The sequence below is a fragment of the Lysinibacillus sp. C5.1 genome, assembly GCF_016350185.1.
Classification (GTDB): Bacteria; Bacillota; Bacilli; order Bacillales_A; family Planococcaceae; genus Lysinibacillus; species Lysinibacillus sphaericus.
Genome location: NZ_CP066226.1, coordinates 2917547 through 2941487, shown reverse-complemented (window position 1 = coordinate 2941487; position 23941 = coordinate 2917547). Strand labels below are relative to the sequence as shown.

Annotated in this window: 21 protein-coding genes, 2 pseudogenes and 1 riboswitch; of the genes and pseudogenes, 21 read left to right on the top strand and 2 right to left on the bottom strand. The window is 36.0% G+C overall.

What is annotated here, in order from left to right; translation table 11 throughout:
* Positions 1–118: 118 nt before the first annotated feature.
* The 16 genes from I5435_RS14340 to I5435_RS14265 all read left to right on the top strand — a co-directional run bounded on the left by I5435_RS14340 (position 119) and on the right by I5435_RS14265 (position 14850).
* Entirely contained in the window at positions 119–928 is an 810-nt protein-coding gene (locus I5435_RS14340; RefSeq protein ID WP_337982491.1) for an RHS repeat domain-containing protein, read from the top strand.
* The gene (locus tag I5435_RS14335; RefSeq protein ID WP_337982490.1) at positions 921–2054 is read left to right on the top strand and encodes an ankyrin repeat domain-containing protein; all 1134 of its coding nucleotides are present in this window, start codon (positions 921–923) and stop codon (positions 2052–2054) included. The genes I5435_RS14340 and I5435_RS14335 overlap by 8 nt, the downstream gene beginning before the upstream one ends.
* A gap of 385 nt (positions 2055–2439) precedes the next feature.
* Positions 2440–3297 carry an RHS repeat domain-containing protein gene (locus tag I5435_RS14330; RefSeq protein WP_337982489.1) on the top strand — a complete coding sequence of 286 codons (858 nt, stop codon included), beginning with the start codon at positions 2440–2442 and terminating at the stop codon, positions 3295–3297.
* A gap of 16 nt (positions 3298–3313) precedes the next feature.
* Entirely contained in the window at positions 3314–3934 is a 621-nt protein-coding gene (locus I5435_RS14325) for a hypothetical protein (protein WP_337982488.1), read from the top strand.
* A gap of 187 nt (positions 3935–4121) precedes the next feature.
* The gene (locus I5435_RS14320; RefSeq protein ID WP_337982487.1) at positions 4122–4568 is read left to right on the top strand and encodes a hypothetical protein; all 447 of its coding nucleotides are present in this window, start codon (positions 4122–4124) and stop codon (positions 4566–4568) included.
* A gap of 215 nt (positions 4569–4783) precedes the next feature.
* Positions 4784–5602, top strand: coding sequence for a HEAT repeat domain-containing protein (locus tag I5435_RS14315; RefSeq protein WP_337982486.1), 819 nt, complete (start codon positions 4784–4786; stop codon positions 5600–5602).
* 38 nt (positions 5603–5640) lie between these two features.
* Positions 5641–5979, top strand: coding sequence for a hypothetical protein (locus I5435_RS14310; protein WP_337982485.1), 339 nt, complete (start codon positions 5641–5643; stop codon positions 5977–5979).
* Positions 5976–6323 (top strand): hypothetical protein, encoded by a 348-nt coding sequence (locus I5435_RS14305; RefSeq protein ID WP_337982484.1) that lies wholly within the window; start codon positions 5976–5978, stop codon positions 6321–6323. Before I5435_RS14310 ends, I5435_RS14305 begins: the two co-directional genes overlap by 4 nt.
* Before the next feature lie 847 nt (positions 6324–7170).
* Positions 7171–7347, top strand: coding sequence for a hypothetical protein (locus I5435_RS14300; RefSeq protein WP_337982483.1), 177 nt, complete (start codon positions 7171–7173; stop codon positions 7345–7347).
* Between the two features lie 31 nt (positions 7348–7378).
* Positions 7379–7687: a hypothetical protein gene (locus I5435_RS14295; protein ID WP_337982482.1), complete on the top strand. Its 309-nt coding sequence runs from the start codon at positions 7379–7381 to the stop codon at positions 7685–7687.
* A gap of 374 nt (positions 7688–8061) precedes the next feature.
* The gene (locus tag I5435_RS14290) at positions 8062–8409 is read left to right on the top strand and encodes a hypothetical protein (protein WP_337982481.1); all 348 of its coding nucleotides are present in this window, start codon (positions 8062–8064) and stop codon (positions 8407–8409) included.
* 688 nt (positions 8410–9097) lie between these two features.
* Positions 9098–9424 (top strand): DUF5713 family protein, encoded by a 327-nt coding sequence (locus I5435_RS14285; protein WP_337982480.1) that lies wholly within the window; start codon positions 9098–9100, stop codon positions 9422–9424.
* A gap of 441 nt (positions 9425–9865) precedes the next feature.
* Positions 9866–10123 (top strand): hypothetical protein, encoded by a 258-nt coding sequence (locus I5435_RS14280; RefSeq protein ID WP_337982479.1) that lies wholly within the window; start codon positions 9866–9868, stop codon positions 10121–10123.
* A gap of 11 nt (positions 10124–10134) precedes the next feature.
* The gene (locus I5435_RS14275; protein WP_337982478.1) at positions 10135–10341 is read left to right on the top strand and encodes a hypothetical protein; all 207 of its coding nucleotides are present in this window, start codon (positions 10135–10137) and stop codon (positions 10339–10341) included.
* Between the two features lie 384 nt (positions 10342–10725).
* Entirely contained in the window at positions 10726–13581 is a 2856-nt protein-coding gene (locus tag I5435_RS14270) for a hypothetical protein (protein WP_337982477.1), read from the top strand.
* 291 nt (positions 13582–13872) lie between these two features.
* Entirely contained in the window at positions 13873–14850 is a 978-nt protein-coding gene (locus I5435_RS14265) for a glutaminase (protein WP_025219938.1), read from the top strand.
* Positions 14851–15088: 238 nt separating this feature from the next.
* Here the strand turns inward: I5435_RS14265 and I5435_RS14260 are convergent, their stop codons facing one another.
* Positions 15089–16435 (bottom strand): amino acid permease, encoded by a 1347-nt coding sequence (locus tag I5435_RS14260; RefSeq protein ID WP_024361210.1) that lies wholly within the window; start codon positions 16433–16435, stop codon positions 15089–15091.
* A 171-nt stretch (positions 16436–16606) separates the two neighbouring features.
* A riboswitch (glycine riboswitch) is annotated at positions 16607–16683 on the bottom strand.
* A 229-nt stretch (positions 16684–16912) separates the two neighbouring features.
* On the opposite strand from I5435_RS14260, the gene I5435_RS14255 reads away from it, so the two are divergent.
* Complete coding sequence (locus I5435_RS14255) at positions 16913–17827, top strand: tetratricopeptide repeat protein (RefSeq protein WP_337982476.1); 915 nt, start codon at positions 16913–16915, stop codon at positions 17825–17827.
* Positions 17828–18000: 173 nt separating this feature from the next.
* Here the strand turns inward: I5435_RS14255 and I5435_RS14250 are convergent, their stop codons facing one another.
* On the bottom strand, positions 18001–18387 hold the full coding sequence (locus I5435_RS14250; protein ID WP_024361208.1) for a rhodanese-like domain-containing protein: 387 nt from the start codon (positions 18385–18387) through the stop codon (positions 18001–18003).
* Between the two features lie 124 nt (positions 18388–18511).
* On the opposite strand from I5435_RS14250, the gene I5435_RS14245 reads away from it, so the two are divergent.
* The 4 genes and pseudogenes from I5435_RS14245 to I5435_RS14230 all read left to right on the top strand — a co-directional run.
* The gene (locus I5435_RS14245; RefSeq protein ID WP_024361207.1) at positions 18512–19342 is read left to right on the top strand and encodes a lipoate--protein ligase family protein; all 831 of its coding nucleotides are present in this window, start codon (positions 18512–18514) and stop codon (positions 19340–19342) included.
* A 191-nt stretch (positions 19343–19533) separates the two neighbouring features.
* Positions 19534–20331 (top strand): annotated as a pseudogene (locus I5435_RS14240) (ribonucleotide reductase N-terminal alpha domain-containing protein); the annotation flags it as partial.
* A gap of 93 nt (positions 20332–20424) precedes the next feature.
* Positions 20425–21306: a DUF559 domain-containing protein gene (locus I5435_RS14235; protein WP_108029736.1), complete on the top strand. Its 882-nt coding sequence runs from the start codon at positions 20425–20427 to the stop codon at positions 21304–21306.
* Between the two features lie 226 nt (positions 21307–21532).
* A pseudogene (locus I5435_RS14230) lies at positions 21533–23317 on the top strand (vitamin B12-dependent ribonucleotide reductase); the annotation flags it as partial.
* Between the last annotated feature and the right edge of the window lie 624 nt (positions 23318–23941).

Sequence of the window (23941 nt, the reverse complement as noted above, 5' to 3'; positions counted from 1 at the left end):
GTACGCATTAATCGTTCACAGATAATGAGTAGCTTTCAATTATGACGCGCTAGGTAGGCGGATAGAGAAGTGTTCGGAGGGTAAAGCTACTCATTTTGTATGGGATGGCAATACGTTTTTGCATGAGTATTTCTTGCAGGATAATTCAGTTATATTCGAAAATGCTTCACAGACAGAATCTGAAATCATAGATAATCTAGTGACATGGGTATTCAATGATGGCTTTGTCCCTTCAGCAAAAATCACGAATAAAGGCAACTACAGCATTATTAGTGATTACCTAGGAACGCCTGTTGAAGCTTATGATGAACAAGGTCATAAGGTTTGGTCGGCTGAGCTTGATGTGTATGGGCGAGTGAACCAGTTTACGGGTGAGAAAGATTTCATTCCGTTTAGGTATCAAGGGCAGTATGAAGATGTAGAAATAGGCTTGTATTATAACCGATTCCGATACTACGACCCAGAGCAAGGGAATTATACGCAAGTTGACCCGATTGGACTGGCTGGTGGGAATCCTACTTTATACAGTTACGTTGCTAATCCTAACTATCTTCTTGATCCACTTGGTTTAGAAAAATGTAGATTATCAGCAGCGGATAAGAAAACATTAGGCCCTGCTCCAACTGATATGGTAAAACCTCATTATCATCATATTGTGCGGGAAAAAGCCCCTAAAAATTGGGATTCTGTTCATAGAAAATACATTACTGATTCACAAGATATTATAAACAAGCATGGTATAGGGCTAAATGATGATTTAAGAAACTTTACTTGGGCGCAAAATGGTGGCGGTGCTCATACTAAAAAAGCCGCGAAGTATGTACATGATACACTTGTAAGGGCTAATAAAGAAGGAAAAACTGCTGTTGAACAAGCACTAAAAAAACTAGGCGAAGAGGCCAAGGAAGGAGTATTTTTCTATGACTAAATTTGAAAAAATATTTCAAGAAAATGAAGAGGTTTTTTATGAAATTTATGCTTCAATTCGTGAGAACGATATTAACAAATTAGATAATTTATTGTCTAAATACCCAGATTTTATTCATGTTCCTGTTTATGGGGATGAGAAAAAAAACGAGAGTTTGTTACATTTTGCTGCTTTTATTGAAAAAAGAGATATATGTCTCTATTTAATTAAATCTGGGATTGATATTAATTTCGTAGACGGCTTGTATCATACACCTTTAAAATTTTTCGCTTCTCATGGTGAATTAGAGTGTATAAAAGATTTTATATTAAGAGGTGCATGGGTAGATGGAGATTGCAGAGGAATTATTACCCCATTAATCTCTGCGGTAATTGAGGGACATATAGAAATTGTTAAGTATCTGCTGGACTGTGGAGCTGACATAAATAGGTTACATCGTAGATTTAATCAAACACCATTAGATTTGGCCAAGGTATATGGACATCAAGACATATTTGAGTTATTAAAGTCAAGAGGTGGGTTATCGGCACAAGAACAAATTGATTTAATGAACGAAAGAGGAGACGGTATTTTAGCACATATTGATAATAATGTAGGTTCAATACTTTCTACAGTATTAAAAAAAGATACTATAGACATAAGAACAGCCTTAATAGAAAAAGACAAGAAATTTAAGTTACTATTTACTATTGGTTTGTTTGAATCTCTACCAAGAATTGAATTGATGATGAGTGTTCCGTATGATTGGCCAATAAATCTACAACTCATTGAAGAAAAATGCGTTGAATCATTTCCAATACAATTAATGTTTTTGTTGGGCCAATATAGGTTGGATGGCAATAAACTTCATGAAGGAATAGTTATTGAAAAGACGGATACGAATTGGAATCAACTAGAATGGCCAGAAAGCATTGATGCATTTATTCTAACAGATTATCAATTTAATCCGAATTCAGAGCAGACTGAGGAAGTAGAGGAAGTAGAGGAAGATGATGATGAAGTTAGTTTATTGCTACTGATCCCTATTAAATATCCGAAAACTGGTTGTCCTAAGGGAATTAAAATGGAAAATTGGTTAAATAAACACCGTTCAGCAAAATGGGGAAAAGTTTCTTTAAAGGTATAGCATAGTATTAATAAGGTTTTTAGAATATACTGTAAAAAAGAGTATATCACCTCCTGAAGGTTAGAGCAGATGCCTAAATTTCAGGGGGTGGTTTTATTTTTTTAACTCTCTAAACATTAAAGATTAAATCCTACAGAAAACTTAAAATAAGATAGTTACGGCTTCATGATTTCCTTTCTAATAGTAAAATAAAGTTATAAATTACTTATATAAGTTTCTAATTTTGTTCTTTATTTAGGAACAGTATAAAAGATAATATTTTTGCACGCAATTTGACGCACTAGGTAGGCGGATAGAGAAGTGTTCGGGAGTTAGAGCTACTCATTTTGTATGGGATGGCAATACGATTTTACATGAGTATTTGTCACAGGATAATTCTGATACATTGGAAAATTCAGTGGAGAATGCCTCACAGACAGATGACTTAGACAGTCTCGTTACATGGGTATTCAATGATAGCTTTGTCCCTTCAGCTAAGATAATGAATGAAGGCAACTACAGCATTATTAGTGATTATCTAGGAACGCCTGTTGAAGCTTATGATGAACAAGGTCATAAGGTTTGGTCGGCTGAGCTTGATGTGTATGGGCGAGTGAAAGAGTTCACTGGTCAACAGGACTTCATTCCGTTTAGGTATCAAGGGCAGTATGAAGATGTAGAAATTGGCTTGTATTATAACCGATTCCGATACTACGATCCAGAGCAAGGGAACTATACGCAAGTTGACCCGATTGGGCTTATGGGGAACAATCCTACGCTTTATGGATATGTAAATAATCCACTTACAACAACGGACCCTTTGGGGTTATTAAATGAATTTGAAATCGCTCGTTATGGTAGTAAGCTTCACATGAACGATGGGTATACAGCACATGAACTATTGCAGAATGCTTGGTTAAAACATAATAAAGGCGTAGAGCGTCTTAAAGGGCCAATGTCAAGGCATAATCCTGCTATTGCACTTACTGAAGAGCCTCTTCATCAAAGGATAAGTGCTTTACAAAATAAATATGGAATGCATAACAAAAATGTATTGAAAAATCAAACTGCACTGCAAAATATTAATAGAAATGCTGCACTAACTAGACGTGGTATTATGGAGGAATTAGTTAAAAATAGAGGTATGGATAAGCAAAATGCAAAAATATTTGCAACAGAAAGGGTAAAGGAACTTAGGACAGCAGCTATAGAGCATGGAATAAAACATGGAATAAAACATGGAATTATACCATGTAATGCATAATAGAAGGGAGATTGCTATGAAGTATAATAAATTTTTTCAAGAACGAAATGAATGTATGGTTTTTCAAACTAATGAAATTGATAGCGGTAATGGTTGGATTGGAGGTAATGCACCAAATTACTTTGATGAATTGGAAGGCACAGTAAATAAAGAAACAACAATGTATTTTTATTTGTCCATTGTTAACCCTTTCAATGAAAATGAGATGATATCTATTTTTGCACCCCAAAATTTTGAAGAACGTATCTCTAAAAATAGATATCCAAATTGTTCATTAATGACAATAAAACATCCTAAAACAGAAGAGAGTAAATTTGATACTTTTAACAATCCTGATTTTGTAAAACATTTTATTTCTGAAGCCACAATTGTAAGTGATAAAGAAACATTTAATCAAAGTTTTCTTGTGAAATTCGGAGGAACACCAAAGCATATTCAGGAAGAGGATTATTATTATAAGGAGCTACACGAAGATGGCTTTAGTTTTATACTCCAAATTGATGAGGAAGGATATCCAGATAAACTAATAAAGCCAAGAAAAAGTTATCCCTTTGCGTTCGGTGCTATATATTTATATGCACAAATGAAAGAAGATTCAATTGAGAATCCTATAAAAAGTTATTGGCAATATTCATAAATAAGATACAAAACATATGTAAAGAAGACTTAAGTTCTTTTTACATATGTTTTTTTGTTAAATTACTTATTCGAAAAACACCGTCAATGTACTGGAATTAATATAAGTCAATTTGACTCGCAACAAACTGGGCAATGTCTTGAAAATGACAGCGTCTCGCTCCGAGCAAACCCAGTGGACAGCCTCGATGCAGTACAATGAACTTGGTCAAGAGATTGAAAGAATCCTACCAGGGGATGTTATTAGTAAATGGCAATATGATATTACAGGTCGACCAACACATCATAGAGTAAGTAGCCAAAGCCGAGATACACGAAGACGCGCCTACAATTGGGACGTCAATCATCAATTACGCAGTATGGTCAACGAGCTAACCGGTGTAAAAGTGACATACGGCTATGATGAATTTAGTAACCTCGTGTGGGCTAATCAAGACAGTCGCCAATTTGATTTCTTATACCGTAGTGTCGATGATGTCGGCAATTTATATGAAACAAAAGACAAAAAAGACCGTGTCTATGGCGCTAGCAGTAGATTACTAGAAACAAAAGATGCCAAATTCTACTATGACGAAGAAGGAAATCTCGTAGAGAATGTCAAAAATAATGGAGATACATGGAAGTACGAGTACTAAGGCAATGGCATGATGGCTAAGGTCATGAAGCCAGATAAGACAGAAGTAACTTTCAAGTATGACGCAACATGCCGGAAGCGAAAAAGGGGTGGAACACTAATAATGTTCTGTTTAAGTTGGAGGATCCAAATATTAATATAGGTCTAGGAAAAGGTCTAGAAATCTTTAATGACAATATTGAAAGTTTTAAGGTATGCGAAAGGAGATAGACAGGGATGGAGATAGAAATGGCTCGCAAATTATGGTTGAATGAAATGACTGAGAAAGAATTTATAGATGCTTTTTTTCCAAACGGTATAGACTCTGAATATGTTTTAAAATTACTGTATGGCGCTTATAAAATTCGAGATGTGGAAGCTGTTAGATGGATGTTATTTGTTGCTTCTAAATTTGACTTGTTCACTTTAAATTATACAAGGGTACTATGTAGCCTTATTGAAGCGGATTGGCACAAATCTCATGAAGACATTGCTTTTACACTATCAAAACTAAAGCCATTAAACGCTGTTGAATCACTTTATAAAGCTGTATTTCATGAACTTGAATATCTTGATTACGATGATAATTTTGCATTAGCTGTAAAATGTATTTGGGGTCTGGGTAATATAAACAGCCCTGACTCTATTGAAAAATTAAAATCTCTTTCTAAATCTAACAATGAAACTATTAAAAGAAATGCAATGGAACAACTCGAAATGCGTGATCTGTTTACTGAAAGACAATCTGAACTGATTTTAAATCTTTTTAAGAATGAGATTTCACAAGGAGATTTTTTTGAAGAGTTTTATCCAGATTATCTTTACACTGCTGATGACTTTAAGCGTTCGGATTATGTGTTAAAATTGATTTGCTATGAATATAAAAAAAGAGATGCCCAATCTGTAGAGTATTTGCTTTATGTTGCTTCGGTATTTGGCCTGATAACTGCGCAATACAAGAAAATAGCAAGTAATTTGATTAAGGAAGAGTGGTATCAAAAACAAGAAGAAACCGTCTCTCTTGTGGACTTGGCCAAATTATCTTCAAATCACTAAAATATTGATGGGGAAACTACTTTTTATGGGACGGAAAAATGATTTCGCATGAATGGGTTGAAGATGGTATCTATACATGTATAGATAGTGCTACGAAGGCATCCGCAAACAATGAGGAAACTGACTTATCAGCTACGAAAAAGAAACGTACTGCTAAGTTTTATGGACGATCAAATACAATTATTGCTATTGATACGGATGAGTTAGACTCTAACAAAATTTTTGATATATCTAATGGGATTGATCCTCAAACAGGTAAGCGTTTAAAGATCCAGCATCTAGCTATGAAAAGAAAGATGCTGAGGTTCTCATACAAGGTGAAATACATAAAAGTGCCTATACTATTCATAAAAAGGGAAGGTGCGATTAAATTATGAAAATAGATTATCGAAGTGAAATTGACAAAATTAGAAATTCTTTAAAAAACTATTACAATGAACAATTCAAAAGTGAAGAGGAAGATTACATTGAAAACAAAAAGACTAAAGAACAAATAAAAAATTTAATAATTCAAGTTTATAATGATAGTACTCTATCTGAAGCAGACAAAGGGGATATAATAAAAGTAGCGGTAGAACTTCTGGCAAAGAATACAGGTTGTGCAGAAGACGGAGAGATTGCTGAAGATATTCTTGATAGTCTTTTTAATGATATGAAAATACTAAGTCAGGAAAATATTGATAATTTTTACGAGCAATATACAAGCAGAAGATGGCGATAAGGACTAGGTCATTCTCAAAAAGTAGACGTCAGTTTAGAAAAGTAAAAACAAAGCCCATGTTCTAATAGAAATAGACTCGCCATGACTTTTTAAGTCATAATGAGTCTATTTTCTATTAATTTTGTTTTAGCAATGAGTATTAAGTATTAGTTTAAGAGGGTAACGGTAACGACGTTCAACTAAAGTACAATGCCTACGATACAGAGGAGCAATTAACCGCTACTATCAATGAAAAAGGCGAAGCGTAACCTTTGAACGCGATACCAGAGGCCATAATATCAAGGAAAACGACTTTGATAACATGGAAAAATCGTATGAGCGAAGTCTAGCAGGATTCGTGCAACGGATTCAACGACCAGATAATCATTGAACAGCGTATCAGCACGATGCGCTAGGAAATATTATTCGCTCTGACTACTATGATGGTACGTAGGAAACATTTAACTATGACAAAAACGGCTCATTATAAGAGACATAAAATGAGCATGTAACCGTCAAGCTAGAACGAGACCTATCTGAACAAGTGATCAAGGAATGGCAAAAAGACCAGTGGATTGCCAGTAGCTATAACGAGGTGGGCAATGACAAGTAGCCTAAGTGTTAAAACGATGTCACGCGTAATGAGTTGGGCAATGTCTTGCAAATGACAGCCTCTGGCTCCGAGCAAACTCAGTGGACAGCCTCTATGCAATACAATGCACTAGCTGGCGGATAGAGAAATGTTCTGAAGGTAGAGCTACTTATTTTGTATGGGATGGCAATACGATTCTGTATGAGTATTTCATTCTGGATAATTCTGACATATTGGGAAATTCTGTGGAGAAATCTCCGCAGATAATTTAGTGACATGGGTATTCAATTATTGCTTTGTCCCTTCTCTGAGTTTGATACAGATGATATGGTAAAAGACGCAGCTGGAAATAAAAGCATTATTGAGGTATCAACCCCAGAAAAGGCTAAAGCATCAGGGTTTAAAGGACGTCCTTATAATTACGTAGTTTCTTCTAAGGAAAATAGGTTCTAATGAAAATTTGCAAAAAAGAGGTAGTGAGGTTATGGAAATACAGCAAGCAATTGATACTGTATATAATGGACTAGTATCTGACAATTCGGTTCCAGTAAAATTAAGATTGAACAAAGAATTAGACACTGAGTTACTTAATAAGGTTAGAGTAGCATTAGACATATTGATACACTTCTACAAAGATAAAGAAACAGCTCCTAAAAAACTTGCTTTAGCTATGGTTGATATATATGGTGCTTTTTCATTTCAATCTGGTTACTTTGAAGATGATTTATTAGAGCAACTGGAGGACATTGGAATAGAGTTACAAGAAAAAGCTATGGAACTTTTTTCTGATTAAATGATGAAATAAAGTAAGTTTATGAAAAAAACAAAGTAAACGAATGTCATCCTATATGTTACAGACTAAATTTCACGCTAACTTTTAATGTCAAAAGAGTAGTCATAAAATCAAATTGATTTTAGAACTACTCTTTTTAGTTAAAAAATTATTTACTTTTAGGATAAGATTTTTTCTCGTTTATTTTCCCTAAAATTTAGTCAATGCTGACCCCATAATAATAATCTGATAACTTTACAATGCCCAAACGGGAATTTTATGGATACCTTTTTTATATCGTCGATAAACTTCCTTTTTGCATTTTCTTATTAGCGCCAATTCGTAAGTTCTCTATCTTTAAAAAAACATAAAAAAAGGGAGGGGACCGTTAAATTATGAAAATAGATTATCGAAGTGAAATCAACAAAATTAGAGATTTTTTAAAGAACTACTACAATGAGCAATTCAAAAGTGAAGAGGAAGATTACATTGAAAACAAAAAGACTAAAGAACAAATAAAAAATTTAATAATTCAAGTTTATAATGATAGTACTCTATCTGAAGCAGACAAAGGGGATATAATAAAAGTAGCGGTAGAACTTCTGGCAAAGAATACAGGTTGTGTAGAAGACGTAGTGATTGCTGAAGATATTCTTGATAGTCTTTTTAATGATATGAAAATACTAAGTCAGGAAGATATTGATAATTTTTACGAGCAATATTCAAGCAGAAGATGGCGGTAAGAATAGGGCAATTTTCAAAAAGTCAGTTTAGAAAAGTAAAAACGAAGCCCATGTACAAAGAGTAATGAGTTTCTAATAGCTGAGGGATATGGGGAAAATACTTTAGTTTTAGCAATTTATTTTATTTCTTTGGGTGCGAATGTAAAAATTAAGAAAATCTAAAGTATTATAGTGAGTTCTTGAGCTTGGCTTATGTTTAAAAAATGCGATTGCATCTCGCAATAGACTTAATTAAATTTTCGAATAACCAACTAGCTAATGATAGAGGTAACTTAATGTAATATTTTATGTTAGTCAATGATAGAGATACTTCGCCCATTTATTTAGATTGGGTTTTGCACGAAAGGTTTACTGAAAAAAATATGTAGAAGGAATGAACTATGAATGGAATCGCCTAATTTTATTGCTCTTATTCCAGATTCCCTAAATGGATACCATATAGTAAGAATGAAGAATCAAAAGAAGAGATAGTTGTAGATGAAGTTTTTTGTGAAAGCTTGCAGAAAAGAAAAAATTAAAGGTGTTCTATTGGTTAAAGAAGGTAATATACGTAGTCCAGACTTTGTTGAACTTACATAGTGTTATTAAGTGGTTAAATGTAAGTTTTTTTTATGATAGAATAAAAATGGTATTATATGTTGTGAGAAGTGTTTTTAATAGGACAATCAACATCAAAGGAGGAACCATTGTGAAAAAACTTGATGCTAAATTCGAATACTTGTCGGATATGTACGAAGATTCGTATTATCCAACGTTTTTAGTAAATAAAATTAAAGAAAATATTATGAAATTAGTCCATTTTATTGAAGAGGGCAATCATACCATTGAAGAGGTGCTGGAAAAGTTGGATGAAATGACTGTAGCAATCAATGAACTACAGGATGAGTTTTATGAACACGATAGTGAAATTGAAACGGTGGCACGAGATTCAATCGCCATAACAGTAGAAGAAATTTTACAATATTTTGAGATTGATATAGATATCGAAGAAGCGTTAAGAGAAAGAGATTGGTGAAGAATTAACTGAGTTTCAATGAGGAAAGTGGATGTTCGATAGAAGATGGTTATAGTGTTTTTATCAACTTCTAATTATATTGTCTTAAATTAAAATTTGTTTTCCTTAAAGAATAATAAATTGTAGAATCCATACAAAAGAACGGAACTTTATTCACTTGATTGCCTAATAAGCAACAAGTGTTTTTTATGTTTAAGACTACATTTCCTCATTAGAATTATTGAAAGCTGAGAAGAGTGTGTGACTATATAGTGGAACCTCTGTGATAAGAAAATAAAGAAGTATATCATTTGTGAAGGCTTACGTTAAAGAGTTACGATGATATTTACTAGAGATGGTAACTGAAAAAGCGCATATAATGAAGCGGCCGAACTTTAATCCACTTAACAAAAGTTTAACTATTTAGTAAAAATTATACCAATAAATTGGGGAGAAATAAAAATGAAAATTAGATTTGATCTTGAAGATGATGATGTAACGGTTCTAAAAAGTAAAAATATTCGTGCGGATTTTTATCTCGACAGTTATTTAGAAGTATTTGTACTTGAAAATAATCAAGAAACTTTACTCTTCTCCACAACTTTGCATAGTACAATCATCATTACATTTAGTCGACAATTAATTGAGTTACATCGAACGTGTAAGAAACAGGTTCTTGATACTTTTGGAAATGCTAACGTCTATACCTTTAAAAAGTAGAGAAATATATTGTGATTACAAATTTTGATGTCTTTTCTAATTCAAAAGAATGGCAATATACATTTGAATTTAAGGCATTTGTGAAAGCTTATACGAAAGAATTACGACGGCATTTGCAAAACTTGGTAGTAAAAGATACGGATATTATAAAACGCCCGAACTTTATTCTACTTAGGAAAGGATTAAACGAATTAGAAGAAATCTTACAAGAGAAGTAATTTTGAGAGATTCTATTAAAATGAAAGCGACAGCATTTTAAAAAAAGTGGAATAGTTGCGCCCCGTGATATGAATCTTATTATTTGGAGATACCCGTATATGATGACAATGATAATTAAAACAAAGAAAGAAGAGGTTTCTCTATAGAGATGCCTCTTTTGTTAATTGTTAGTTTACTGTACGTCGATTTATGTTTTTGTAAATATGTATGGAATAGAGCCCTGTTTGATGTATGTACTTCAGTTAGTAACAATCAAAAGAATACTAGAACTGCGCTGGAAATTAGGTAGAATTTACTTTTTTAGATTGTTTGACAATAATAAGGGAAATTTTTGTTTATTTACCGATATATATCGTAGGCAATAAAAAGGAGGTCAACACGTTTTGAATAAAAAATATCTTTTTACAGTAGCGGCTATTCCCGCAGCATTTGTTGTGCCTGCTGTAGCAGGGGCAGAAGAAGTAACGACCCTTACAATAACAGGTAACCCTTTAGTAGGTGTAACGCTTAATGCCGACTTAAAAGGTGCACCAGCTGGTACATACATAAAAAGTTATCAGTGGTATTATGTTGAAGGGGGTTCCAATAAACCGATTCCTAGTGCAACAGAGGCTACATTTAAATTACCAGTAGAGGCAGAGGGTAAAACAGTCCTAGTGGAGGCTGTGACGACGACAGATACTAAATATACGAGTAACCCAATAGTGGTACCAGAATTGTCCTTAAAAATTGAGAAACCTTCTTTTGAGGGGTACGGTCCTCAAAATAATGTGTTACCTGGTGACACAGTGAAAGTAATCGGAGCTAAAGTTACTGATACGAAGGGTGCTGTAATTCAAAGTAATCAAATTACATATAGCTATGAATGGTTTTATAAAACGGGTGATGTGTTTACGATTATTTCGGGAGTAAATACAGAGTCCTATACGATTCCTAAAGATGCGCTTGAAACAAATAAAAAAGATATATCGGTCAGAGTAATCGCGAAAGTCGGTACTAAGAGAGTGGAATCTGATTTCACAGAAGTGCTAACAGTTTCGAAACAGCCAATTGAAACACTTGTGACGAGCATTACGAACTTACGCAAAAGCGATAGCAAGTATCAGGTAACAGATTTTGCATCATTTGAAGCGAATGTAAAAGCATTAGAAACGAAATACCAAGCTCTTTCAGCTACTGCAAAGGCAAGCATTACGAACTATGATGTGCTAAAGCGTGCATTGGCAGATGTTGAGGCTATTAGCAAATTAAATAAGCAATTAGACAATATTAAAACAGTTGAGCAAAAAGACCTAGCGAAATATATTAGCGAACTAGAAGCGTCTTATGACAAGCTTGATTTATTACAACGTAGTTTAGACGTAAATGATACTTTGTACAGTGGTATTAAAGCTTTAGTAAAAGAACCATCTGATACCGCAGATTTAGCGGAAGTGAGAAGAATTAATAATGAGATTGTGGCGCTATTAAACTATGATAGTGCGCTCATTAAGTATGCCCCTAACAGTGTCGAAGCGTTACAGCTAGCGGTAAACAAAATAGAAGCTGATATTGCGAAACTATCGAAAAATTATCAAGTAGCTGTACAAAATCAAACGATACTTAAAGACGCTAAGCAAGATTTGAAAAAGATAGAACAGTTTATTAAACTTTTTGATAAATTGACAGCGAATACGACAGCGAACAAGCAGGTGACAATTGCTAAATCCATTCGCTCTAGCTATGAAAAATTAACGTATAAACAATTGCTTTTAGTGCCAAATGACTATAAAGTGAAGTTGCTTAATGCGGAAAATGCTGAGCAGGATATGATCAATCGTTTGAATGCGGAAATTAAAGCGTATATTGGTGATAAGCAATATCAAATTAAGCCTACAGCAGATTCATGGCAAGGCTATGTGAACAATATTAATAAAATCGTATCGGATTATAAAAGTTTAACAAAAAATTCAGCGGCTAAAATTATCGACTATGATCGTATTTTAATCTTGCAAAAAGACTTTAAAGCGGCAGAAAAAGTGATTAAAGATATAGATGGCTATAAAAAGCTTGCTAACACCGCTGGCGTGACAGAAAGTAAGCTGAAAACAAGCTACAGTAATACACTAAAAGCATACAATAAATTAACGACTTTACAGCAATCACTTGTTTATAATGCGCAGGAATTTTTAAATAGCTCTCCTAATATAACGGTAGGGAATAATGGCAATGAACCTACTGATAAGGCAGATGCGGAAGCACTGAAAGTTAAAATACAAGCTTTCGCCAATGTAACAAGTTATACATTTACGCAATTTGAAGCGGAAGTAGAAGAGGCAACAAAGCAATATAAAAAATTATCATCTCCAGCACGAAAATATGTAACAAACTATGATTTATTAACTACAGCGACAAAAGATCTTACTGGGGTAAGAGCATTCCATAAAAAAGTACAAGCAGCTCGAGAAGAACTAGATGTTGCAAAGCAAACGAAAAAAATTGAATCAGTCGAAGCGGCTTATGCGAAACTGCCTGCTAATCAACAGCATTTAGCGAAAGCGCAGTACGAGGATTTATTAAAAAATCGTTTAGTAGACACGACTGCACCTGATATTTCGAAATTAATACAAGATATTGCGGCAATTGAAACGGATGATTTATATAAAGTATCCATACAGGATATTCAAAACTTGGCGAACCAATATAATAAACTAAGTTCCAGCGATAAAAAACGCGTAACAAATGCGTCAATTTTAACAGCAGCTATTGCAGATGTTAAAAAGGTAGAGTCATTTATGAAGCAATACGATAAGTCGTTTGTAAGCAATCCAACAACGGTTATTAAAGCATTTGCGAAGCTAACATCTAAACAAATGAGTTTAGTCAGTGAAAATGTTCGCCAACAAATTATCGCCAAGGAGAAAGAACTTCAGCAAGCAAACGATATTGCATTAACGTTAATAGAGGACATTAATTCACTTGTCCAAAATGGCGATTATATTGCGAATTTAGAAGCGAAAGTGACGCAAATTCGCACTGCTTACGATAAACTAACTGCTTCTGAAAAAAGCGTCGTAAAAAATTATTCGAAGCTGACACAAGCAGAGAATGACTTGAAAAAAGTAGCAGAGGTTCATGCGCTATATGTATCTGATACAAATGGCAATGAAGCTGCTCGCAAAGCTTGGCAAACAGCCTATGGTAAACTCTCTAAAAAACTAGAAAATCTGTATAAGAATATGTACGCAGGCGATCTGTAAGCAGACTTCTGTGTAATCTGTAAAAATAGTATGTAAGGGGAAAGACAAACCTTACATACTATTTTTGTCTTAGTCTAACAGGGGATAATTTGGTATTATATTTAAGGTAAGGTTTGAGAAGTCATTCATTGTGTATACTAAGTCCGAAAAGCAGTAACTGTTTAGACATTTTCTTTTGTCATAATTTATGATAGACGCTACAATACATGGTTGACTTAGATGAATCAAATAGAGTCTTCGTAGTTCAAGCTATGAGGGCTCTGTTTTTAACTAGAAAAGGAGAGCACAGCAATGCGAATACATCATCATCAAGTTGAACATCACGATAGTCAATCGATAGGGCAGTGGGTTGAGCAGTTCCGTCCCTTTGCTAAGGAAGGGAAATGTGCCAGCTATATTCCAGCTTTAGCACAAAAAGATCCACAACAACTAGCCATCTCCATTATCGGACCGAATAGTGAACAAATCGTTGGAGGAGATGTAACGGAATTATTTACCCTCCAAAGTGTTTCAAAAGTTGTGACCTTTATTTTAGCTTGTATGGACCGAGGGTTGCCTTATGTTTTAGAAAGGGTAGATGTTGAGCCTACTGGGGATACGTTCAATTCCATTATTCGTCTTGAAAGTCATCAGCCTGGGAAACCTTTTAATCCGATGATTAATGCAGGAGCGATTACAGTGTCCTCAATGCTGGATGGCAATTCGCCACAGGAGAAAGTGGCGAAAATCCTATTGTTTTTAGAACAAATGGTTGGCAAACAGTTAAAGGTAAACGAAGAAGTGTTTCAATCTGAATGGCAAACAGCTAATCGCAATCGATCATTAGCCTACTATTTAATGGATTCGGGCTTTTTAGATTGTCCAGTTGAAGAAGCATTGGAAGTTTATTTAAAGCAATGTGCAATTGAAGTCAATGTTTCGGATTTAGCAATGATTGGCTTAGTAATCGCGAATGATGGCTATCATCCACAACGAAAAATTCAGCTCTTTCCAAAACAAGTGGCTAAATTAGCGAAAGCCCTAATGGTGACATGTGGTATGTATAATGCATCAGGTAAGTTTGCTGCTTTTATCGGTTTGCCAGCTAAAAGTGGTGTCTCTGGTGCCATTGTTGCGGCTGTTCCCAATCACGCAAGCTTGGAATCACCTTTCCCAGCTGGTTGTGGCATCGGGATTTATGGGCCAGCTATTGATGATATCGGAAATAGTGTAGCAGGTGTAAAATTACTTAAGCATGTTGCAGATGAGTGGAATATGACGATTTTTTAATAAGGTGAAAAATACCGTAGATAAGCACCGAGGCTTATCTACGTTTTTTTATCCCTATTATCGCCTGACAACTTGATAGTATAAGGCGATAGCAATATTAGTTCTATAGCTACATATAGTAGTGTTGGTTAATTGGAGAACTGTAGGCGGTTTAATCATCTATTATAATGAAAGACAAGACGCAATGCATTGTGATTGCGTCTTAAAGTGGATTTGTCGCGAATTTATAAAATTGCTGTTATCTATTGTTGATATTTTTGCTTTTATAAAGAATGAAAAGAACGATAAACCAGATAGGTGTTAGTAAAAGCGCTGTTCTAGTCGCTTCGGAAATCAACATAATTACTAACAAAAACGCGAAGAAAGCAAGTACTAAATAGTTCACAAAAGGTGTCAATGGTGCTTTAAAAATCGACGCTTCGTGGAGTGCGCGGTTTTTACGTTTATAGATAATATGCGAGATTAGAATAATACTCCATACCCAAATAAAACAAATAGCACTAATCGTTGTTACGACGCTAAAGGCGTTTTCTGGCATGAGCTTGCTCAGTAATGCTCCTATTGATACAACGATGGCTGAAAGAACAAGTGCGTTACTTGGCACACTGTTTTTATTTAGCTTAGCAAAAGATGCGGATGCTTGCTTGTGACGGCCAAGATTATAAAGCATACGACTTGTAGAAAATAAACCACTATTGCCTGCTGAAGCCGCAGATGTCAGCACAACAAAATTGATAATACCTGCTGCGATAGGTATACCTGCTAATGAAAATACTTGTACAAATGGACTGCTTGTAGCAGACATTTCATACCAAGGGTTGATGCATAAAATGACTGTTAATGCGCCCACATAAAATAGTAAAATACGCAGTGGAATTTTATTAATGGCAGATGGAATATTTTTTTTCGGATCTGCTGTTTCTGCAGCAGAAACACCGACTAGTTCAACTCCTACGAAAGCAAAAACAACCATTTGGAAGGCCATTAGGAAGCCATAAATACCGTTCGGGAACAGCCCGCCATGTGCCCAAAGATTGTTTACTGATACAGTGCCAGAAGTTGTTTGAAAGCCTGTGAATAGCATGAATAATCCAATAATTATTAATGCAACAATTGTTACAACTTTAATCAGTGCGAACCAAAATTCGAGTTCTCCAAAAAGCTTTACTGTCAATAAATTAAGAAATAATAGCAGTACTAGACAGCCAATAGCGGGTACCCATTGCGGAATATTAAACCAATATTGTACATAGACACCGACGGCAATAATATCTGCCATCGCGGTCATTATCCAACAAAACCAGTAGGTCCAACCAGTGACATACCCAGCCCAAGGGCCGATGTACTCTGTGGCGAAATCTGTAAATGATGTATAGCCTGCGTTTGATAATAGTAGTTCGCCTAGTGCCCGCATGACAAAAAATAAGGCGATCCCAACAATGAGGTAAGCCAAAATAATCGAAGGCCCTGCTAAAGCAATCGCTTTACCTGATCCTAAAAATAAGCCAGTCCCAATTGTTCCGCCAATTGCAATAAGTTGCACATGGCGATTTTTTAATTCTCGTTTTAACTGATGTTGTTCCAAGTTTATTCCCCCATAAGATGCGTAGAAGCGCTAGCTGGAAAATAAAAAAGAGACTAGTAGCAACACTAGTCTCGTAAACGTCAGAATAAAAATACCGTGACTGAAGGTTTAGTTTGTAACATATCCAATGCAACATTCGTCGTGTGGTATAGCTTTCATGGTGAAAGTTTATCTTACTCCTCTGTCCTTTTGCCTGAGATAGTGAACCCTTCGGCGACGCTAATTGCGCTCTCTCCAGAAATGCTCCTGCTATAGTTTCATCCATAGCATTCATAGCTTCAATCTTTATTTTAAGATATTATTTATCCTACCAATGACGAGCCAATAATACAAGGGTCAATTTTCAGTAGTATGCAGGTAAAAAGAAGAATTGGTTTCATGATGATATATTTGTTACAAAAAATAGTTATTTTAGACATAGAGTAATAAATACATTATCATTATTTTTACAACTACAAAGCTAAAAGAGGTGGAGGAATGGAGCGAGTAAAAGAAGCAGCACGATTGTTAGCACAAGAAGGGGAGAGTGAACAGGCCAAATTATTATTGCTAGATGCATTTTCTGAACAGCCCAATTGTATTGTTGCGCATAATTTGGCAGATTACCATAAAGAACAGGATCAATACGAAGAAGCATATCACTATGCATTGCAGGCTGTTGCATGGCAACCAAAAACGTATTCCCCATATGCATTATTAGGCGAATTGTCTATGCGCCGAGGTGACAATCATTCGGCACAGCAATGGCTAGAAAAAGCATATAACCGATTTCAATCACCGGTCGTAGCGCATAATTTAGCAACTCTATACAAGGCACAACAAAAATATGAACAGGCTGCTCAGCTTTTTATAAAATCGTATGAAAGCGAGGACTATGGGCTGATGCATGCTGTCGAATGTTTTGTGTTAGCCAACGATTTTCAGCATGCTAAAAAGTGGATAGCAATCATTGAACAAGAACAGCAACGATTTATAGGTGAAGTAGAGCTAGGAGAGTTGTACGGGCGAATTGGGGATTATCAGAAATCCGCTATGTGGTATGCAAAAGGCTACCAACATTATGCCCATACAGGTGAATGGATCGCAGATTATGTATGGGTACTTCACCAATTAGGAGATGAAGCGCATAAAAAAGCAGTGATTGCAACGTTTATGGAGGAATGTACGCAAACAATAGCTGACTTGGCAAATAAGACGTTGGAATATGGCTGGACGGAAGAAGAAGTAGCAGAAGAGGAGGCGCAGCTTAGAGCGAATATGGAGCGGGTGAACAGTGCCCATTTACAGCACCACATTATGTTGCAAAATGAGCCGAGTATCGCTTCACGCTGTTATACTTTTTTCTGTCCGATGCATGATGAAGGACATGGTGACAGCGAACTAGATGGTTAGTCGTTAGACAACTACTATTATATAGAAGAAACTCTGAATATTAGCAAAAAGAATCCTTTACCAAAACATTTGGAAAGGATTCTTTTTATGAAAAAACCAAGCGCTAGTATCCTACTTCACTGAGGAAAGGACTATGTTAAATAGTCGCTATAGCCTGATTGAATTCACTTTGCTTATTGTTTTTTTGTTTTAATTTTACCAGTCCAATTACGGAAGCCGCCTTCAAGCTGGTAGATTTGATTGTAGCCACGTTTTTTTAGGTAAAGAGCAGCACGCGCGCTACGGCCTGTATTTTGACAGTATAAATATACTGGTAAATCTGGGCGGATTTCTTTATAACGTTGACGTAATGCTGTAGAAGGAACGTTTCGTGCGCCAAGGATATGACCTGCATCAAATTCTTTTTGTTCACGCACATCGATTAACTGCGCTTTACGGTAGCCTTCAATAAATTGTTCTTGTGTTAGGTTGGTTACGGCTTTTTTTAGTCGCATTGCATTAATCGCGATATATGCAATTAGCACTACTAAAACGACACCAATTGTGATAAGTATATCCAATTTCTTCTTACCCCTTTCTATCTTCTTTATTATTATAAAAGATGCGCTGGCGATAGTCCAATGAGTTTGATAAAATTAACTAGATTGTGGCTAGAAATGATTGATAGATGTAGGAGATGACATAATGACAACTTGGTATTTTCTAAATTCAGGAAAATGTAGTCCCTCTTTTAATATGGCACTAGATGAGGCATTGCTTGATTGGCATAGTGAGGGTTTAATTCCCCCTGTTATTCGTTTTTATGAGTGGGAGCCAGCGACATTGTCGATTGGTTATTTCCAACAAGCGAAAAGAGATATTAATTTAGATGCGTTACGTGAACAAGGAATAGGATTTGTTCGTCGTCCGACGGGTGGTCGAGCAGTATTACATGAACATGAGTTAACATATAGCGTTATTGTTACGGAAAGCTATCCAAATATGCCTGAATCCGTAACAGAGGCGTATCGAGTACTAAGTGAAGGGATATTGCAAGGCTTTCATAATTTAGGAATGGATGCCTATTTCAGTGTGCCTGACACAGAGGAAAAAAAGGCAGATTTGAAGCAGCCAAAAAGTGCCGTGTGTTTTGACGCACCGAGTTGGTATGAACTTGTCGTTGAAGGGAAAAAAATAGCGGGTAGTGCACAAACTCGTCAAAAAGGTGTTATTTTGCAACATGGCGCGATTTTACTTGATCTTGATGAGGATAAATTATTATCTGTTTTTAATTTTTCAAGTGAAGCGGCGAAAGAACGTATGCGCAAAAAGCTACCAGAGAAGGCAGTTGCCATTAATAGTCTTGTAAAAGAACCTGTGTCCATTGAACAATGTGTCACTGCTTTTCGAGATGGTTTTGCAAAATCGTTGCAAATTGAATTAAAACCATTTACACTTTCTGAGGAGCAATTAAAATATGTGCATGAGTTAGCGGAAAAAAAATATGCGCATGATGATTGGAACTTTAAAAAGTAAAATGTGGTATAAGAAAAATATTTTTTCACCGTTTAAACCTTGTAATGGCAAGCAGTAACCAATCTATCCGAAATTGCAAGAGTTGAATTTAAAAACTATATATAGTATCTTTTTAAAAGCGACATACACAATATGTAGTGTTTAACGGCACATGATATTGTGTATTTATTATTGTAAGGGGAGGCAAAACGATGGTACTTACAAATCATCAACCCGATGTAAACAAACAAATTGAACAGTTAAACAAAGATATTGAGCAATTCCCACAGGTTCACCCTGTCACGCCTGATATGCATATCACACATAAAGGTGTATCAAGACTTGTGATGATCGACCGCTACTCGTTTAAGGATACGGAAAAGAAAACGCTAAAAGCTGGTGATTTCGTCGTATTAACAGTGAAGGCAGATCCAAAATTCCCCGCACGTGGTTTAGGAACAATTCAACATATTGATAAGGCTACAAAAACAGCAGATATTTTGATTGAAGAAGACTACCGTAGCGCATTAGATGATCCAAAAGAGCAGGAAACAGGTGTGATTACACGTTCAATTGACGTGCTAGAAAAGCCTCTTGAAATTTTTTATGAACAAATTGCTAAACGAAATGCAACAGGGCTTGCTTCTGTTGAAAAAACAGCTGAAAAACGACAAGAATGGTTTGAAAAATTTTATCAGCAACTCGTTTCATTAAAATTTGTACCAGCTGGTCGTGTCATATATGGAGCAGGATCTGAAACAGATGTAACTTTCTTTAACTGCTATGTAATGCCGTTTGTAGCGGACTCACGTGAAGGAATCAGTGATCACCGCAAGCAAGTAATGGAAATTATGAGCCGTGGTGGTGGTGTAGGAACAAATGGTTCAACACTTCGTCCTCGCAACACGTTAGCACGTGGTGTGAACGGTAAATCGTCAGGTTCGGTATCATGGCTAGATGACATTGCAAAATTGACTCACCTTGTCGAACAGGGTGGATCGCGCAGAGGTATGGATAATCTTAGTGCTTCTGCGTAAACAAACCTCGTGAATTGCTGGGATCTCTTTGACTGAAATATTATCACTTTAATCGAGGTGAAAAATATGGAAGTTTATGATGCGAAGCAACCTCAAACTTGTTTAATATGTGGTTTTAAAATTAATCACAATAAGCAAGGGTGGTTTACAACTCATTTAAAAAATGAGCATAATTTAACATTAAATGATTATTTAATTTCTCATTTTTATCCAAAAGAAATGGTAACTTGCCAATATGTTTTATGTAATAACATAGTTAAACTAAGGCGAGGCATCCCCAATAAATTTTGCAGTAGAAGCTGTCGAGGAAAAGGTGCCCCTTTAACTTGTGTAATATGTGGAAAACTGTTTGATGAAAAACATCGTCAGACAAAAACTTGCAGTAAAGAATGTGCAAGTCAACTTAGATCACAAAACACTGGCAAGTGGCATAACGAGATGTCTATGGAGCAAAAGAAACTTCATTTTGAAACTATTATTTCTAAAACAGCCAAAACTCGAAAGTTGAATGGCACCCCGTCTTGGAATAGTGGCAAGACTGGGATATACAGCAAAGAAACGATAGAAAAAATTAGACAAGCTGCTTTGAAACAAATAGAGGGAGCAACCTATAGAAAAACGAGCATTGAAAGAACGATTGAGTCTTTCCTGCTAGAAGAATCTATTCCCTATAAATATTCCTTTATACTCGAAGGCGCACAATTTGATTTTCACTTAGTAGATACGAATATCTTAATCGAATGTGATGGGGACTTTTGGCATGGAAATCCAAAGTTCTACTCTTCCTTCTATTCAGTTCAAAAGCGAATAAAAGCTAGGGATATTGAAAAGAATCAAATTGCAGCAGCAAATGGTTACAATTTACTCCGTTTCTGGGAAGATGAGATAAAACATGATTTTGAAAATGTTAAAAAACGCATTATAAATGCACTGCTAGCTACAACGTAACTGGAAACGGTAAGCGTGAATGCTTAAAAATAGTAGTGGGATAAAGACAATCAGCAGCCAAGCCTCTATCGATGAGGAAGGTTCAACGACCATCGAAAACACGCTAGGATAGCGGAAGTGAGTAGAGTAGGAGTGAAGTCACTCCGAAGTGCGAGGACATCTAATTAGATGTAAGATATGGTCTCAACTTCTATGGCGACATAGAGAGTGGGTGTAACGAACCCGCGCAAGGGAATTGGCACAAATGATTATGCTGGCAGATTGGCATCCTGATATCGTGGAATTTATTATTTCAAAAATGCAAAATCCACGTATTTTACGATACCTAATGGAAAATACAGCAGATGAGACGATTATTCGTCTAGCGAAAGAAAAATTAAACTTTAAGCCGCTTTCAATGCAAGAAGAAGCAATGTATCAAGGCATTGTGAATTATAAAGGCATCGAAGGCTTAGGCGGATTCGATAGTGGCATTATTCGTGAAGCCGAAAATAAATTGCGTGACGGTGGAACGTACACAGTTCATAACCCAGAATTTTTAACGGGTGCTAATATTTCTGTAACGTTAACGAAAGAATTTATGGAAGCTGTTGAAGCGGACGCTGAATTCGATCTGCGTTTCCCAGCGGTTGAAGAATATACAAAAGAAGAAATGGCTGTTTACAATAGTGAGTGGCATAAAGTTGGAGACGTACGTGAATGGGAGAAGATGGGCTATAAAGTACGCACATATCGTACGATTAAAGCAAAAGAGCTTTGGAATCTTATTAACGTCTGTGCAACATATTCGGCAGAGCCAGGGATTTTCTTTATTGACAATGCCAACGATATGACAAACGCGAAAGCATATGGTCAAAGTGTTGTTGCGACGAATCCTTGCGGTGAACAACCACTAGCACCATATTCAGTGTGTAACTTAGCTGCTGTCAACTTAGCGCAGTTTGCCAATAAAGAAAATCAAACAGTTGATTACGAAGCATTACGTGAAACGGTTCGTGTTGGTGTTCGTATGCAAGATAACGTAATCGATGCAACGCCGTATTTCCTTGAAGAAAACCGTGTACAAGCTCTTGGTGAACGTCGAGTTGGCTTAGGAGTAATGGGCTTAGCGGATTTACTTATTTATTGTGAAAAAGAATATGGCTCAGAAGCGGGCAATGCACTTGTAGATGAAATCTTTAAAACAATTGCAGAAACTGCTTACGAGGCTTCTACAGAGCTTGCAAAAGAACGTGGCAGCTTCCCATTCCTAGTAGGGGCGACAGAGGAAGAAACGGCACGTTTACGTAAAGCCTTTACAGAAACAGGCTTTATGCAAAAAATGCCAGCGCACATTAAAGAGCAAATTTTAGCAACAGGTATACGTAACTCGCATTTACTAACAGTAGCGCCAACAGGATCGACAGGAACAATGGTAGGCGTAGCAACGGGTCTAGAACCATACTTCTCGTTCACATACTATCGTTCTGGTCGTCTAGGCAAGTTTATTGAAGTAAAAGCAGAAATCGTTCAAGAATACTTAGACCGTCATCCAGAAGCATCGGAAGATCAGTTACCTGAATGGTTTGTGACGGCAATGGAATTAAAACCAGAGGCGCATGCGGATGTGCAATGCATTATCCAAAAATGGATTGATTCGTCGATTTCTAAAACAGTAAATGCACCGAAAGGCTATACGGTCGAACAAGTTGAAAAAGTGTACGAGCGCCTTTATAAAGGTGGCGCTAAAGGTGGTACGGTCTATGTTGATGGTAGCCGTGATTCACAAGTGCTGACACTAAAAGCAGAAGAAAATGATATGGATCAATTATCATTTGAAGAAGAATTAGTAGAAGAGCATGCAAAACGTCCAGTCGTATTAGTGGATACGATCCAAGCACTTGAGTCAACAACAGTTATCGGCTCAGATGTAGGGAACACATGCCCAGTTTGTCGTAAAGGCACAGTCGAAGAAATGGGTGGCTGTAACACATGTACAAACTGTGGTGCACAATTAAAATGCGGTTTGTAAAATAAAACCTAAAGTAAACCACTTCACCTCTATAGATGATTAGAGATGAGGTGGTTTTCTATTGGATAATTGTGTTAGTATTGTTCTGAATAGTAATGAAGAAAGTAACTTCAACTAAATCCATTTGGGTGGAGTGTTATTTTTTTCGAATCAGCGTTTCTCCAAGCGCGATTCCAACTGTAACAACTAAAATTGTTAGAATTAACAGAGCTTGTAAAATAAAATACCCAACTTGATCGAACATCGTATCTCTCCTCTTTTCTTAATAATACCTTCTATTATGAAATATTTACTTCCTAATTGAAGGGTCAAACGAACGAATAAAGCTCCCAATCAGTTCGATTTTTATCATATAGTTTACTTCATTCACATCAGATATATGCAGTTGTTGTAATATTTCTTTAACGACAGGACCTTCAATATTTAATCAGCCTCTGCTGATTTTCTTAAACGAACTAGGTGAAAGAGGATATTCTTTTAAGAGGCGTACGAGAGTTGCAGTCTTACTGTGCAATGCGGAAAGCACCGTAGCGGGCAACAACGGTATAGAAAAGTGTTAGATTGACTGTGGTCAATCTAACACTTTTTCTCTTTTAGATCGACATCTTCTTATGGGTAAATCTT